General features: G+C 44.0%; 16 protein-coding genes. 7 read left to right on the forward strand and 9 right to left on the reverse strand.

Features of this window, described 5'->3' with window-relative positions:
• Nucleotides 1-38: 38 nt before the first annotated feature.
• Nucleotides 39-953, forward strand: coding sequence for an NADP-dependent oxidoreductase (locus NRF22_RS03105; RefSeq protein WP_263779203.1), 915 nt, complete (start codon nt 39-41; stop codon nt 951-953).
• A 1-nt stretch (nt 954) separates the two neighbouring features.
• Here the strand turns inward: NRF22_RS03105 and NRF22_RS03110 are convergent, their stop codons facing one another.
• Together NRF22_RS03110 and NRF22_RS03115 are read right to left on the reverse strand one after the other, a co-directional pair.
• Nucleotides 955-1,284, reverse strand: a complete 330-nt coding sequence (locus NRF22_RS03110; protein ID WP_263779205.1) for a hypothetical protein — start codon at nt 1,282-1,284, stop codon at nt 955-957.
• 18 nt (nt 1,285-1,302) lie between these two features.
• Nucleotides 1,303-2,076, reverse strand: a complete 774-nt coding sequence (locus tag NRF22_RS03115; RefSeq protein WP_263779206.1) for an alpha/beta hydrolase — start codon at nt 2,074-2,076, stop codon at nt 1,303-1,305.
• A 40-nt stretch (nt 2,077-2,116) separates the two neighbouring features.
• Here NRF22_RS03115 and NRF22_RS03120 point away from each other — a divergent pair, with 40 nt between their 5' ends.
• Nucleotides 2,117-2,782 carry a histidine phosphatase family protein gene (locus NRF22_RS03120; protein WP_007746045.1) on the forward strand — a complete coding sequence of 222 codons (666 nt, stop codon included), beginning with the start codon at nt 2,117-2,119 and terminating at the stop codon, nt 2,780-2,782.
• On the opposite strand, the gene NRF22_RS03125 is transcribed toward NRF22_RS03120, so the two are convergent.
• Nucleotides 2,783-2,992, reverse strand: a complete 210-nt coding sequence (locus NRF22_RS03125; protein ID WP_007746044.1) for a hypothetical protein — start codon at nt 2,990-2,992, stop codon at nt 2,783-2,785. It lies immediately after the preceding gene.
• Nucleotides 2,993-3,359: 367 nt separating this feature from the next.
• Here NRF22_RS03125 and NRF22_RS03130 point away from each other — a divergent pair, with 367 nt between their 5' ends.
• From NRF22_RS03130 to NRF22_RS03145, 4 genes are all read left to right on the forward strand, one after another.
• A complete protein-coding gene (locus NRF22_RS03130) occupies nt 3,360-4,631 on the forward strand; it encodes a PTS transporter subunit IIC (RefSeq protein ID WP_263779209.1) in 1,272 nt (423 codons plus the stop codon).
• Between the two features lie 30 nt (nt 4,632-4,661).
• Nucleotides 4,662-5,723 (forward strand): branched-chain amino acid aminotransferase, encoded by a 1,062-nt coding sequence (locus NRF22_RS03135; RefSeq protein WP_263779210.1) that lies wholly within the window; start codon nt 4,662-4,664, stop codon nt 5,721-5,723.
• Between the two features lie 143 nt (nt 5,724-5,866).
• Complete coding sequence (locus tag NRF22_RS03140) at nt 5,867-6,391, forward strand: MarR family winged helix-turn-helix transcriptional regulator (RefSeq protein WP_263779211.1); 525 nt, start codon at nt 5,867-5,869, stop codon at nt 6,389-6,391.
• Between the two features lie 24 nt (nt 6,392-6,415).
• The gene (locus NRF22_RS03145) at nt 6,416-6,760 is read left to right on the forward strand and encodes a hypothetical protein (RefSeq protein WP_263779212.1); all 345 of its coding nucleotides are present in this window, start codon (nt 6,416-6,418) and stop codon (nt 6,758-6,760) included.
• A gap of 79 nt (nt 6,761-6,839) precedes the next feature.
• Here the strand turns inward: NRF22_RS03145 and NRF22_RS03150 are convergent, their stop codons facing one another.
• The 5 genes from NRF22_RS03150 to NRF22_RS03170 form a co-directional block, all read right to left on the reverse strand.
• Nucleotides 6,840-8,252 (reverse strand): NAD-dependent succinate-semialdehyde dehydrogenase, encoded by a 1,413-nt coding sequence (locus tag NRF22_RS03150; protein WP_263779214.1) that lies wholly within the window; start codon nt 8,250-8,252, stop codon nt 6,840-6,842.
• Between the two features lie 127 nt (nt 8,253-8,379).
• Nucleotides 8,380-9,912, reverse strand: a complete 1,533-nt coding sequence (locus NRF22_RS03155; RefSeq protein ID WP_263779215.1) for a glycosyltransferase — start codon at nt 9,910-9,912, stop codon at nt 8,380-8,382.
• On the reverse strand, nt 9,912-11,564 hold the full coding sequence (locus NRF22_RS03160; protein WP_263779216.1) for a glycosyltransferase family 4 protein: 1,653 nt from the start codon (nt 11,562-11,564) through the stop codon (nt 9,912-9,914). Before NRF22_RS03160 ends, NRF22_RS03155 begins: the two co-directional genes overlap by 1 nt.
• A gap of 95 nt (nt 11,565-11,659) precedes the next feature.
• A complete protein-coding gene (locus tag NRF22_RS03165; RefSeq protein ID WP_263779278.1) occupies nt 11,660-12,115 on the reverse strand; it encodes a nucleoside deaminase in 456 nt (151 codons plus the stop codon).
• Between the two features lie 67 nt (nt 12,116-12,182).
• Complete coding sequence (locus NRF22_RS03170) at nt 12,183-12,671, reverse strand: toxin-antitoxin system YwqK family antitoxin (RefSeq protein WP_263779217.1); 489 nt, start codon at nt 12,669-12,671, stop codon at nt 12,183-12,185.
• Between the two features lie 218 nt (nt 12,672-12,889).
• On the opposite strand from NRF22_RS03170, the gene NRF22_RS03175 reads away from it, so the two are divergent.
• Nucleotides 12,890-14,845, forward strand: coding sequence for an alpha/beta hydrolase family protein (locus tag NRF22_RS03175; protein ID WP_263779218.1), 1,956 nt, complete (start codon nt 12,890-12,892; stop codon nt 14,843-14,845).
• Here the strand turns inward: NRF22_RS03175 and NRF22_RS03180 are convergent.
• Nucleotides 14,834-15,139, reverse strand: coding sequence for a hypothetical protein (locus tag NRF22_RS03180; protein WP_263779219.1), 306 nt, complete (start codon nt 15,137-15,139; stop codon nt 14,834-14,836). The two genes, NRF22_RS03175 and NRF22_RS03180, sit on opposite strands and share 12 nt — an antisense overlap.
• Between the last annotated feature and the right edge of the window lie 16 nt (nt 15,140-15,155).

Here is a 15,155-nt window from a genome sequence, read left to right on the forward strand (position 1 = left end):
TTGTTGGAAACAGAATGATCATATCAGGAGGTTTTGGCATGAAAGTAATCGAAATTAATCAATTTGGCAATGTGGATGTTTTTTATGAAGGCAGTAAGGAACTGCCGCCGCTCAAAGCGCATCAATTATTAATCAAAAATTACGCCACGGCTATTGATCCATATGATGTTGCCTACCGGCAGGGTTTATATGGTGGTGAAGACAAACTGCCAACGGTTCTTGGTTCTAGTACGGCCGGTATAGTGTTGGCAATCGGGTCTGAAGTCACAAATTTTGCCGTTGGTGACCGTATCGCTGCCAGCCCCCATCTGCGTAGTTATGCAGAGCGGTTGACCGTTTTAGAAAAACAAGCAGCTATAATCCCAGACAATGTGACTTTTGTCCAAGCAGCAGCCGTCGCATTAGGCTATCAGACGGGGTATCAAGCAGTTACAGAGGAACTGGATTTCCAAAAGGGCCAAAGCATCCTTGTCCACGGCGGGAGCGGTTCGGTTGGCTTTGCCGCCATTCAAAAGGCCAAGGAGATCGGTGCCAGCCAAATTTACGCCACAGCCAGCAGCAAGGGCAAGACATTTTTGCAGCAATATGACCCGGCCATTCATGTTTTTGACTATCATAGTGAAGACTTCACGCAAATGACTGACAAAGTTGATGCCATTGTGGATCCGATCGGCGGTCAAACACAAGAAAAATCCCTGCAGCTATTGAAAGCGCAGGGAAAATTAGTCACAACAAAGGATTTAACAGCAAAAGCTGAATCAGCGCCGTTTGATAGCCGAGCCTTCTACTTGAATTCAGGTCAAACCTTAGCAGATCTGCTGACCGATATTAGTGCCGGCAGTATCGTTGTCAAGATTAATCAAAGCGACAAATTTAATCTGGAAAACCTAAAAAAGTTTCACACAATTTTTCAAGAAGGACATCCTCTTGGCAAATTGGTCTTAGAATTTTAAATTATCTGCCGACAATTTTGTCAGCCTGATCCCATAAAGAATCCCAGACCTGGTCCGCATTATTTTTAAAGTCCTGCGTGAAACTGCTGCCTTTGGCAAAAATCTGCCCTTCCAAGTTGCCTTTCAAACCAAGGATGTCGAAAGTCTTTGGATTAATTAGTTGTATCGTGAAATAATCCCCGTCTAACAATTCATCAACAATCGCTTGCAGACCTTCCTTGATAGACTGATCGATGACCTCATCTTCGGTAATTTTAAATCCGCGCGCATTCATCAAAGTCACGCGGTCTCTGACAGCTTCTATAGTTGCCGGTACTTTATTTTCATCCATGAATTTATCTGGCTCCTTCTATCTTTTTGCGATTTTCAAGCTGTTCTTTAAGAAACTGATTGTCGCTGGCAGGGCATCTTTAGCATAGGCTTGTGCATGCCGGTCTCCAGGGAGAATAATGCTTGTAATTGGTAAACCATTTTCAACAAAGGCCTGCTGCATCGTGTAAACCTCACTGACCGGTGCCAGTTCAGCCGCGGAATTAAGCATCAGCATTGGGCCTGTCGTTGGGCTGACCAAATGCTGGAGACTGGCACTTTTAGCACGTGATAAGTCACCGTCAAATAGACGTTCCAAGATCCATTTATAGTAAGAAGCCATCTTGCTGCCCTTATCCGGGTCAGGATTATCCGCTGCTTTGCGCCCTTTGATTGCAGTGTGTGTGCTCAAAAAACCTTGAAAATCAAATTGCCCCGACCAAGAAACGATCGGGTACCCGTTTTCAATTGATAGAGAAAGTGCGATATATGCGCCCGAGGATGAGCCGAATAAGGCAATTCGCTTGTGGTTAAATACATAATTGCTCTGTTTCAGCCATTTTAAAGCCAGACGTGCATCATCTAATTGAGCTGGATAAACATGTTGAGCGTCAGCTAAGCGATAGTTAATCGAAGCGATTGAAAAACCAGCTGCAAATAGTGCCTCATAAACTTGTGTATCTTTGTTTTTGTCACCTTGCCACCAGCCGCCGCCATGAATATAGAAAATTAATGGCGCTGCATCCTTTTGCAGGTATAAGTCCATTTTTTGTTTTTCATTATTTCCGTAACTAATATCAAAAAACTTTGCCATACGGACATTCTAGCAGACTAAAATAGAGCTTGAGGTACTTATGAAAATTACATTCTATCTGATCCGTCATGGCCAGACCTACTTTAATCGATACAACAAATTACAAGGCTGGAGCAATTCTCCCCTGACTGAAAACGGTATTAGCGATGCAAAAAAAGCCGGGCGCAAACTTAGAGAAATCTCTTTTGACGCAGCTTATTCGTCAGATACAACACGTGCTATTCAGACGGCCGATTTGATTTTGGCCGAAAATAGTTCTGATAAGCAGCCAGAATTGCTTAGCCTTCCAAATTTCCGAGAAGAATTTTATGGATCATATGAAGGCACAAATATGGATGCTGCTTGGCTGGCAGCTGGTGCACCTTATGGGTTAAAAACCTATGCTGAGATCGTTGATGATTTTGGCCTGCCTTCAACCAAGGATTTTTTAAAAGCAGCTGATCCCTGGCACGATGCTGAAAATAATGATGAATATTGGGCACGTCTGGATGAAGGCTTTGAAAAAATTCTGGCAAATCCAAAGATTGGTGATCAATCCCAAGTCCTTTTGATTTCGCATGGCAATACGCTGCTTTCTTTAGCAGATCGTTACGGACAAGATAAAATTGGTCTGCATACGCGGCCAAGCAATGGCTCTGTGTCCAAATTACAATATGAAAACGGCCATTACCGTTTCCTTACTTTTAATGACCAAGCGGTCGATTAATCAGCGCTTTTTAAGCCAATCATAAATAGCGAGTGCGGCTACAACAATTAAAATGATGACAATGCCGTGCCAAAGCAGATTAATTAGTGAAAAGATCAGGCCAATCGCCAGGATCAGAAGCAGAATTGGCAGCAGCACTGCTGTCACGCCCACAGAAATGACACCGAAAACGGCGGCCAAGATGAGTAAAAGAATAAAAAATACGAGCATCAGTACAGCTCCTCCGCAAAGCATAGTTATTTTTTTTAACAGTTAATCTCATTTTAACCGTTCAGAAGACGAGTTTGGAAAATTTTTGTAATATTACATTTTGATGACAAAAATCAAATACCTTGACTTTTAATTCAGCTCCTAGTAACCTAAGTAACAACTCAAAGAGAGTACATGCGAGATAATAGTTCACAAATGAAGATGAGTGCATCCATTATTTTGGTCAGCGTCGTGTTGTTGATTACACAGTGACGACTGATCATTTTGTCAGCCGTCAAAAGATGGCTGGCTGGCATGGTTGAAGATTTCAAAACCGTTCTAGTTAGTTGCTTACTAGAGCGGTTTTTTTATTACTTAAGGAGGAAATATGACAGCAAACAACGTTCCAAAAAGCCAGGCTGATTTTTTTGATCAAGACCCCGGTTCCATGACGCCTGAACAACGCAGCGAGGCTTATTCGCAAGCGATGTCGGCGGCAGCTAAATTCAAAAACGACCGAGCTCAGACTGAAGAGCTGCGGCCAGGTTCAGGTCCTTTGACCCGCCCAGAGAAAAAAATGAAAATGTCTGACTGGGTCTATACAGTCAGTCAAGGAATCTCCAATGCGGTTTTGGTTATTCTTGGTATTTCCATTCTTTTGAATACAGCTGGCAATTTGCTTCACTGGGCGCCTATGCAGATGGTTGGCGTCTTAGGCCAGCATCTGCTAGCACCTGCTATTGGTGCCGGTATCGCCATTCAGCTTCGATCAACGACCTTAACAACTTTTTCAGCTATGATCGCAGCCACAGTTGGCGCCAACTCTATGTACTTTACAAGCGGCGCAATCAAAGCTGCTACAACAGCTACTGGCTGGGTTGCACCTCAATTAGCTGGCGCCACGATCATGACTGTCGGCCAACCGATTTCCGCCGTGATTGCCGGTCTTGCAGCTGCCCTATTAGGCAAGTGGATGACCGGTAAGACACCGCTTGATATGTTTATCGTACCTTTCTGTGCCACTTTTGTTGGTTCGGTCGTTGGCCTTGGTGCCGCAACTGTAACGACGCCATTCTTAAATTGGGTATCAAAAGGACTGGCAGACACAATGTCAGTCAACCCGATTCTTGGCGCGGCCGTCGTCTCATTTGCTTGGTTCTGGTTCTTAATGACACCCGCTTCTTCGGCTGCATTAGCCGTAGCAGTCGGGCTTGATCCAATGTCTGCCGGTGCGGCCTTAATCGGTTGCTGTGCCGCATTTTCCGGCTATACAGCAATGAGTTTTACACAAAATAATTCCGGTGCTAATATTGCCCAAGGGCTCGTAACACCGAAAGTCCAGTTTCCAAACATCATCAAATCACCGTTAACAGCGGTTGGACCAATGATCTCAGCTGTTGTGATGGCTATATTTGCAGTAACAGTTGGCGGTTTTAGAGTACCAGCTGCCCTTGGCGGACTTGGTTTCTCATCATTTACTGCACCGTTAAATATTCTGTCAATGCCTAAAACATCCGGCTTCTCAAATGGCTGGGGCGGTTTAGCAGTCATGCTTTTCTTCGGTTTAGTTGGCCCGGCAGTAATTTCTTGGGTTTGGTATCAGTTCTTAAAGCGCGTTGGCAAGACACGCGAAAATGATTTACACCTTGATGTTGTTTGATTAATAATTTGTTTCACATATCAATGATTCATGTTAGAAAAGGAGAGATTTACAAAAATGACAAAAGCAAAAGCGACAGATTTTGATTGGCCGAATATTGGTTTTAATTATCATGATTTGCCATATAGTTTTCATGCAGAATTTAAGGATGGCCATTGGGATGAAGGCCATTTGACTGAAGATTCGACAATCACAATGTCTGAAGCTGCCAATGTCCTCCATTATGGACAGGAAGCTTTTGAAGGTTTGAAGGCCTATCGTCGCAAAGATGGCGGTGTTAACTTGTTCAGGCCGGATATGAATGCCAAACGGATGCATAAATCAGCTGAGCGCCTTCTGATGGAACCGTTCCCAGAGGATCGATTTGTTCAAGCCGTTAAAGAAGTTGTCAAAGCCAATCAAGACTTTGTTCCGCCATACGGTTCTGGCGCAACATTGTATGTCCGTCCGTTTTTGATTGGTACCGGTGAAGTTATCGGTGTCCATCCGGCAAATCAGTTCCAATTCCATATTCTCGTAACGCCAGTCGGCCCTTACTATAAAGGCGGCATGCAGCCAACTGCTTACGTCACTAGCCCTTATGACCGTGCCGCTCATGGTGGAACTGGCCAGTCAAAAGTTTCAGGAAACTATGCTTCTAGTCTGCTCCCTGGCTCCATCGCTCATAACGAAGGATTTTCTGATGTTGTTTACCTGGATCCTCGCTTGCATGAAAACATCGAAGAATTAGGTGGCGCCAACTTCTTTGGTATCACGAAAGATGGCAAGTTCAAAACACCGAAGTCGCCTTCTATTCTGCCTTCAATCACGAAGAAATCTTTGCTGAAATTGGCTAGTGATTTCGGAATGGAACCCGAAGAAACCACAATCAGCATTTATGATTTGGATCAGTTCTCAGAGGCCGGCGCCATGGGTACAGCTGCGGTTATCTCGCCTGTTGGTTCAATTACGCATAACGGCAACAAACATGTCTTTTACAGCGAGACCAAAGTTGGTCCATACACACAAAAACTTTATGATCGCCTTAGTGGTATCCAAGATGGCGACATCAAGGGCCCTGACGGCTGGCAAGTTGATGTGCCTTTGGATTAATCAGCCTTTCTAGATTTCTAAGATAATAGATGATTAAATCGTTTCTAAATTGAAACGATTTTATTTTATATTTTGTTTAGTTTTTATTGACAAAAACTAAACAAAATAATATCATTAATGAAAACATAAGAAAGGAAAATGATATGTCAGAAGTAACAAATGAACTCATGCGAACAATTGGTGGTTTAGCTAAGAACCCAAATTTTTATCTCATGGTCGGGTCGCGTCATGACAGCCGGCGCAGCCACCACCGCGGCCAAGCTCGGTTAATGCGTTTATTGGACAAATATGACGGCCTCTCGGTCGGCGAAATCGCCGAGATATTAGATGTGCGTCCCAGTTCCGTGACAGGACTGGTTGATAAGCTGGCAGATAATGGCTTAGTTGATCGGATCCCCGACGAGCGCGACAAACGCATCACACTGATTAAGTTAACTAAAAAGGGCCACGACTTTTTACAAAGCAAAAAAGACGAGGCCGATGATCTGAGTGAAGAAGTTTTTGCTGGTTTGACCGACGAAGAACAAGCAACACTGCTGCACTTATTAAAACGTGTTTCCAAAAACTTAAGTGATATGGATTTTGGAGACTACATCAGCCAAATGGTTAATGATTCGATTGGCCGCCACTTTAGATTCGATGATGGCGATATTCATATCAACCTATAAAACAAGGATAAATGGAGAAAGATTATGGCAAAAGTAACAGATGGCGATTTCAAAGATTTAGACGACGATTTTGATGATTTCGGAAACGAGGCTGATGATTTAGGCGATCGTATCAGTGAAAAAATTGATCGTAAATTCAAAAATTGGGCTAAAGACCATCCCCAGCAGATTGTTGTGGAAAACGGCCATCACCGTCACGGCCATCATGGCTATGTGATTAATAACGGTGCTGATTTTTATAGTTTGGGGCTAATGCTCTCTGCCGGCATCACCTGGTTTGTCAGCCACCATGATGTCTGGACAACAATCTGGCATGGTTTATTGTCTTGGCTGTATTTCGGCTATTGGCTTGCACAGACTCTGCATTAAGGCAAACAAAAAAACGGATGACTAATCCGTTTCTCAAAATCATTTTGAGAAAGTTGTAGTCACACCCGTTTTTTTATACTCAAACGACCGCTAGACCGCCAGCAGGATTACTCAAATCTGGTTTTTGTGCCTTAACAATCAGCTCTTCATTAACGAAGGCCATCATACCTAGCTGGCTTAACTCGCGGCCGTATCCAGACTTTTTCACGCCGCCAAACGGCTGCTCAGGCAACGAAGTCATAAAGTTGTTCACAAACATCATGCCCGTTTCCACTTTTGAAGCGACTCGTGCACCATGGTCAGGATCGCCAGAGAAGATAATCCCACCAAGACCAAAGTCTGAGTCATTGGCCAAATCAACAGCCTCTTGTTCGCTGGAAACTTTGTAAACCTGTGCGACAGGGCCAAACATTTCTTCAGAATAAGCCGGGTTGTCTTTACTGATATCAGTCAAGATAGTCGGCTGGATAAATTGACCGGGAAGATCAACTTTTTCATTACCGTAATAAACCTTGGCACCAGCCTTGACAGCACGGTCAATCTGATCTTGGAGCTTGTCTTTGGCCCGCTTAGAATTCATGGGGGCAAAAGTTGTCTTAGGATCCATTGGATCACCAGGCGTAACAGCAGCAAAATGTGCCTTGAGCGTTGTCAGGAACTGATCGTACAAATTATCAGCCACGATAAAGCGTTTTGACGATGTGCAGACCTGGCCAGCATTATAAAGGCGAGCCCGCCATGCAATATCAGCAACTTGATCAATATCAGCATCATCCAAAACAATAAAGGCATCCATGCCGCCAAGTTCCATCGTGTTTTTCTTCAAATTCTCGCCAGCAGCTTTAGCAACTGCCCGGCCGCCACGCTCAGAACCAGTCAAAGCCACGCCTTGCACACGCGGATCTGCAATAATGGTGCCGACCTGATCATAGTTAACAAAGAGATTCGTGAAACTGCCTTCTGGTGCACCGGCTTCAGTCACAATTTTGCCAAAAGCATCTGAGGATCCCGGTGTATTTGACGGGCCCTTTAATACCATTGGATTCCCGACGATAAAGTTTGGCGCAAAGACACGCATCACTTGATAATATGGAAAATTCCAAGGTTCAACGGCCAGAATCACGCCGGTTGAATGTTTTTCTATTTGTGCTTCACCGGTCGCCCGGGTCGTGATGGGCGTCGGTTTTAACAAATCAGCACCGTGATCAGCATAATAATCAGCAATCATCGCACAAAGTTCAACTTCCCCTTTGGCTTCACCGATTAATTTGCCCATGTCGTTAACAGCCGTCTTGGCAAGCTCATCTTCATGCTGACGGAATAAATCAGCGATTTTATGTAAGATCTTAGCCCGTTCATCAACTGGTCCATCACGCCATTTTTTATACAATCCGTACCCTAACGTTAAGGCTTTTTCAATGTCGGCTGGCGTTGAAAAGTCGTATGTTTTGATCGTTTCGTTCGTGTAGGGATTAATCGTTTGGTATGCCATTTAATTTCTCCTCGTATCACTCTTGATTTTTGATCGCAACTGCTGTGGTCGCCTTCTATGTTAGTGCAATCATTTAAGCGATTCAATCTTAGAAAGGGCAATGATTGTGAATAATTAAACTTTAATATTAACGTTCATCTGACAAAACACCACTTTGCTGCCAAGCTCGCCAAACAGAATCAGCATCATAGCGATGAGCTGTTTGATAGGCGCCAGCAGACAAATGCTGCCATAAAGCATGATCCTGAAACACTTTAACAACAGCCGCAGCCAAGTCAGCGTAACTGCCGTTTTTGACCAAAAAACCATTTTCGCCGTTTTGAATAATCACATCCGGTCCAAAATTCGCATGATAAGCAGCTGCTGGCAGGCCATGTGCCATTGCTTCGATTAAAGACATGCTAAAGCCCTCGCCAGTCGAAGTTTGAATGACCATTTGCGCTTGGTCCAAGGATTGCCAGAGCACCGGCCCAAGGGCATAATCAGCAAAGACAACCGCATCTGATAGGTCCTTGTCAGCCACAATTTTCTTCAGGCTGGCCAAAAAATCAGCCGAACTGGCATAACCGCGAAATTCTAGGCTCGCATCAGGAATTTTTTTTCTAATAGCTGATAAGGCATAGATGGCCTGCTCCGGATGTTTTTCTTCGGATAATCGGCCAAAATAAATCAGATGATGCAATCGGCGTCCTGTTAGAGACCGTGGTCGTGTCTGCAAAAGCTGCTGTGGGACAAAAGTATCCGGCGCACAATAAAAAGCCATCTTGGGAAAACGGCGCGCTAAAATCTTTCTTTGCGCCTCAGTGGCTGTAATCACACCCGTAAAAGCCGGGGCATCAGCCGTAAACAGTGGCGTTAAGACATCGCTTAAACGACCTCGCAGCGGATTATCGGAATCCACAGTATGGCCATCATGCAAATACTGAAATTTGGCCATCGCACCATGGATATGTGCTACCGCACCAATCATGCTGGGCCGGTCATTGATAATAACAGACGATTCTGACTGCTGCGACAAAATTTCATTCATGAAAAAGATAAATAAATCGTTTTCCGAATCAAAACGCCAATCGCGACCATGGTAATTAAAAAGTCGATACATCGTGGGAAACAATTGGCCGCTGATGTTCATCCGAATAACTTCCATGACTTTGCGGCCCGCCGGATCAAAGAAAATCTGCGGACCAGGCTGGCCGTCAGGATGGAAATATTGTGTCGAAGACTTGAAGCCGCGCCAGTCCCAATAATCAGTCGCGACCGTGTTGCCAAAACGATCATAATAAATCATATTTCCCATCAATCCCACTGTCAGCGGCGCGATTGTTGCACGCGCGATGATCCTGCCATGAGATTTAATCAATGAATAATTCGCATCAATGCCGTCAATATGATAATCCCGTTTGGGAATTGTTCTAGCAAAACGGACAGGTATCTGTCGGCGTGTGACTGACAAGGCGTTTTGAAAATAATCATACATATTCAGCAGCTGATCGTCAGGCAAATCAAGTTGTTTGGCCGACTGATGAAAAGAAGGATTGTAATCACGAGCAACATAAAAAGCTTGTTGGCCCTTTGCATTGAATAACTGCACGCGCTTGGCCTGAGAAAATTCAGTACCCGAATTGAAAGAAAAAATATTTTCAGAAACAAAGTAAAACATTAGATTTTCTCTCCTTGTTCACCTAGTCCGTCCGTGACCGCTGGCCGATAGACAGCGAGTTTTGCCGGCCAGCTGCGTTTGGCATCGTCAAATAATGCCGACCAAGCTTGCCAGACCTGTTTTTCTGAATATCGCTGGGACAAATCATAAGCCTGATCAGACATCTGCTGCAGCTGATCGGGATTCTGAAACAGCCAGACTAATTTCTCTGCTAGAGCCTGGTAATCGCCATAAGGCAGAATACAGCCGTTTTTGCCATCAACAACCAGCTCATTAGGGCCGTAATTCACATCATAAGTCAGGCCAACATCACCTTGAGCCAAGCCTTCCATGAGCGACAGATTAAAGCCCTCCATCGCCGAAGTAACGGCAAACACCTGCGCTTGCTGCTCAATTTGATTACCTCGAGTCGTATATTCATGTACATGCACCTGTTTTTCAAGCTGGTTCTCTTTAATGACAGCCACAATTTCACGGTAAGCTTCGTAATTATTGCTGGCATCACGATAGCCGTACAGATCCAGCGTGATATCAGGGACTTGTTTTTGAGCAATGGCAATGGCCTTTACCAGCTGATCAAGCTGCTTTTCAGGCGCAATACGTGCCAAAGCAATGACGGAATGCGGCTGCCTTTGAGCCATCTTGATTGTCTGAGATTGAAAATGAGCGTCTGGAATCACGCCGACCGGAATAGTGAAACACGGAACTTGCGGCTTAAAACGTGCTTGAATATCATGGCTTTGTTTGGCAGTCGCACTAATAATGGCATCATAGCTGTTAGCCTGCCAAAGCGAATATTCATAATGGTTATTCAATAATGCATGCTGCTCGTCATTAGGATTGACAGTCTGCAAATTATGCAGATGCAGAGCCGTATAAGCCGGCTGTTTTAATTCCGTTAAAGCCCAGTCTCCTAAATCGCTGCGGTCTAAGATAAAAATATTCGCTTCTTTTGGGCTGAAATAAGCCGCATTAATCAAATCCAAAAAATGTTTGTACAGCTGATCAAGATTATCAAAGATACGAATGCTGCCGTCAGGATCGCAAAGGCGCCATGATGACAGCGACTGTTCGCCAATGGCATTAAATTTATGAAAAGCTTCGATTACAGGCCGCCCGTCCAGTGTCTGCCAAGTCTCGTTGGCAATCTTGTTGTCCGGCGAATACCATTGCGTCATGGAAACGAAGCCACGAGTATCATAAAAATCTACCGCATACAAGTTGCCAAAGGCATCAAATAACTCCGTACTGCGAACACGCCGAGGCTTGCTATCAGCAAAATAGTTGATGCGCGCCAACAATTTCTGTTTGGCAGCGCCGCCTTGTATGTCAGGCACCCTTTGAAAGGCCAACAGCCGATTATTCGCCGGATCATCTTCATAAAAATCGACAGAACAACCCAAGTCGACTGATCTCGGCGAAACGACCTGGCCGTTCACTTTCTCCGTACCTTGAAAATAATCGAATAAGTTGATTACTTCATCATCACTTAGAGAACTATCAGCAAGATCTTGGTGGAGCGTTGGCGACCAATCACGCAGCAGAACTTTAAAAGCAGTCTGATGATGTCGAAACAAATCAGCACGTTTCAGCTCGGCGTGTTCGATGCCAGATTTGTTTTTTTGCATATTTGCATTAATAAAAAAAATCATTGCCGCTCCTTATCGTGGCCTTATCGGTCAACTCCGGGTGTGCCTATGAATTGCAGATGATGATGTATTTGCGATTCCTTTAAAAACAACGATAATCAATAACTTTCGCGACTGGGGTCTTTGACATAATCATTAAAAGTCTCAATCGCGTGTTCACGCCCAATTTGACTCATCTTCACAATCTGATCATCGTGAGCGCCATTCTCAATAAAATGGTAAATAAAATCATCGCGAAAACCGATCTGGCCAGCATCTTCAGCTGTATTGGCATAATAAATCGTCTTGATATTAGCCCAAATAGCAGCTGATAAACACATTGGACAGGGATAACAGCTGGTATATAACACACATTCCGATAAATCGTAGCTGTTCAGATATTGGCAAGCCTTGCGGATCGCTGTAATCTCAGCATGCGCTGTCGGATCGTTTTCGACGAGAACGCGATTATGCGCGGCAGCAACGACTTCCTGATTACGGACAATCACAGCACCAAAGGGACCACCTTCTTTTAAAACAATGTTTTCGTTGGCCTGCTCAACGGCAAGTTTCATATACTCGATTTCAGTCATATGTTAAGTTTAACAATCATTCACGCGATCGTTAAGAGTGATGATGCCGTTAATTTTTCAGTAATTCGCCGTTTTTAAAATTTTGAGACTTTTCAATAATGCCAGCATCAGAGAAGCGCAGCCATTTCCCATCTTTGAGGTCATCTTTTAAATGACCGATTTGCCAAAGACGGCCTGTATTTTTAAAAAACTGCCACTCACCCTGCATTTTGCCATCAAAAGATCCGCGAGCTTTGACTGTGCCATCCGAAAAATAATACGTCCGCTGGCCATCAGCATCTTGGAATTTGGCTTGGCCGTTTCGATAAAAATCATCGTTTTCGGCTGGTTTAACGCTTTTTGAAACAGAAGGAGCCGGCTGGTCCACTGTTTCAGATGTTTCGGGTGTTTCATCGACCAGCTTTAAAGCGGCTTTAGCCTTGGCTTCTCGGGCAGCTTTATTTGCCGCCATCGCGGCTTTCCGGCTTTTGCGCTTCAAAATCCCAGTAACAGGCATACCAAGATTTTTTTCTTTTTTTATGATATTATCCTCGTCCATATTTAATCCAGCTCCAATCATTGAATCATGAGTTGCCGGTTTCGATGGCTATCAAGGTGATAGCCTAATTGGATCAGCGACATTGCAAACAAGTTAGTTAAAAACAGGCTTCTTGCAACGATCTTAAGTTGACAACTCCTTACGCTTCATTTTAATGAATGACTCGTGTGATTGCATGGATAAACCGCTAAAATTAAAAGAAATATAGAGGAGTAAGTATGTCAGGAATCACATCACAAGATTTATTTAAATTAAAATCAGCGTCTCAGCTCACTTATGGCGATGGCAAAATTTTCTTTGTCGAGAATTTCCTTGATGCCAAGTCGAACAGTTATAACAGCACAATCAAGTCGGTCGATGAATCAGGCTTGGTACAGACCTGGGCAAACGGCAAGGGAATCAATAGCAATCCGGTTATTTTGGGGGAATCATTGTATTTTACCGCCAAGGATGATCGCAGCAAGAAAAATCAGTTGTTTACAATTAACTTAAAAGGCGGTGTTGCAACACAAGTGACTTTTGAAAAAAGGGATGTCATCGATGTTTTAGCCTTATCTGATGGACACCGTCTGCTTTTTCAGACTAAGAAATCCGATATCCCCAGTAAATTTAAGACAGAAGATTTTCCAAAAACACGTCAAGTGAAGCGATTAATCAGCCGTTTTGACGGTTTGGGATGGATTGATGACCAAGCCGTTTATGCAACCTTTAGTTTCGATCCCAGCACTAAAAGCAGTGTTGAGCTATTTCAAGGGAAGTATCCGATCAGTTTATTGGATATTTCATCAGATGACCGGCAATTCTTGTACAGTGCCAAAAATCTGCCGGACGATGAACAGGATTTCGGCGAAGGTATTTATGCCTATGACTTTGCTAGTAAAAAAAGCAGTTTTATTACAAAGGATGAAGCTAAAGGCCAGTTTTTTGACGCACGTTTCTCACCGGATGCCAACAAAATTCTTTTGGCTGGCGATGACGAACATCTTAGAAATAATACGAAACAGGAACTTTATCTCTACGATGTGAGCGAACAAAAACTCACAAATTTGACGCGTGAAGCTGATTTTGATTTGAGCAGCCATTTAGCAGCTGATTTTGAGCAGCAATCCTCAGGCCGGGTACTAGCTTGGATTGATAATGCCAATTACTTTTTCACAGCCGCCTATCATGGCCATTCTCAGGCATTTACAGGGTCAGGCAGTCAGTTTCGCATTGTCTACAATGAATTAAACCAGATTTACGATTTCACCCTTTTGCCGAATGCACAAGTGGCTTTTTCAGTTTCGGCACAAAGCAAAGCCAACGAAATCGTCAAATTGGACTTAAAAGCAAATGCCCAATTTCAGCTCTACAACCCCAATCTGAAGTTTGAAAGCGAGCACGATTATGCCAAAGTAGACCGTTTCACTTTTCAAACTGCAGACGGTTGGGATCATGATGGCTGGTATATGCATGCACTTGATCCAAAAGATAAAGAAAACGTCCCTGTTCTGCTTTATGTTCATGGCGGCCCGCACGGTGCTTATGGCGAGACTTTCTTCCATGAATTTCAGGTGCACGCTAGCCACGGATATGCAATTGTTTTCGTTAATCCGCGTGGTTCAACAACTTATGGCCAAAAATTCGAGTCTGCTGTGATCGGCCACTATGGCGAAGGCGATTATACCGATGTTTTGGCTGGCCTGGACTATGCTTTAGATCATTTCCCCGAATTAGACCGCGATCACCAATACATCGCCGGCGGGTCTTATGGCGGCTTTATGACCAGCTGGGCCGTCGGGCACACTCAGCGTTTCAAAGCAGCTGTGACACAGCGGTCCGTGATTAACTGGATTTCTATGTGGGGTACTTCAGATATCGGCTGGTTCTTTAATGAGTCCGAACTTGGCCTAGGACTATATGATGAAGGCGGCTTAGCTGAATATTGGAAACGGTCTCCACTTGCCTATGCACAAAATGTCACGACACCGCTCTTGATTCAGGCTGGCGAATGGGATATGCGCTGCCCAATCGAACAATCTGAGCAATTCTACACAGCTGTCAAACAGCATGGCGGCGAAACCAAGTTTATTCGCTACCCGCAAAGTTTTCATGGTTTTTCCCGCGACGGGCTGCCGAGTCTTCGGATGCAGAGATTGTCAGACATTGAAAGCTGGCTGGATTCACACAAATAATTTTTTTAGACGATTCAATTCAGAATCGTCTATTTTTTTATCCAAAAAACGTGCCAGCGGTGTAAATTGATGACGATCTTTAAAAGGCAGATCAACCGCCTTTAAAATCACTACCGTCAATTTATTTTCAGTCAAAAAAAACTGACCGATTTCCGTAAAGCGGCCAGAAGTATGTTTCCCAGTGCGCCAGACACTCATCTCTTTGCGATTTGCAGCAAAGACAAATTGTCCCTGATCATTTTGGCTGACTGGCAACCCATAAAAAAGCTGCACTTTGTACTGATTTTTTTTCATAAAAAAAGGCTAACGA

Source organism: Oenococcus kitaharae, assembly GCF_025758695.1.
In the GTDB taxonomy this organism is placed as follows: Bacteria; Bacillota; Bacilli; order Lactobacillales; family Lactobacillaceae; genus Oenococcus; species Oenococcus kitaharae_A.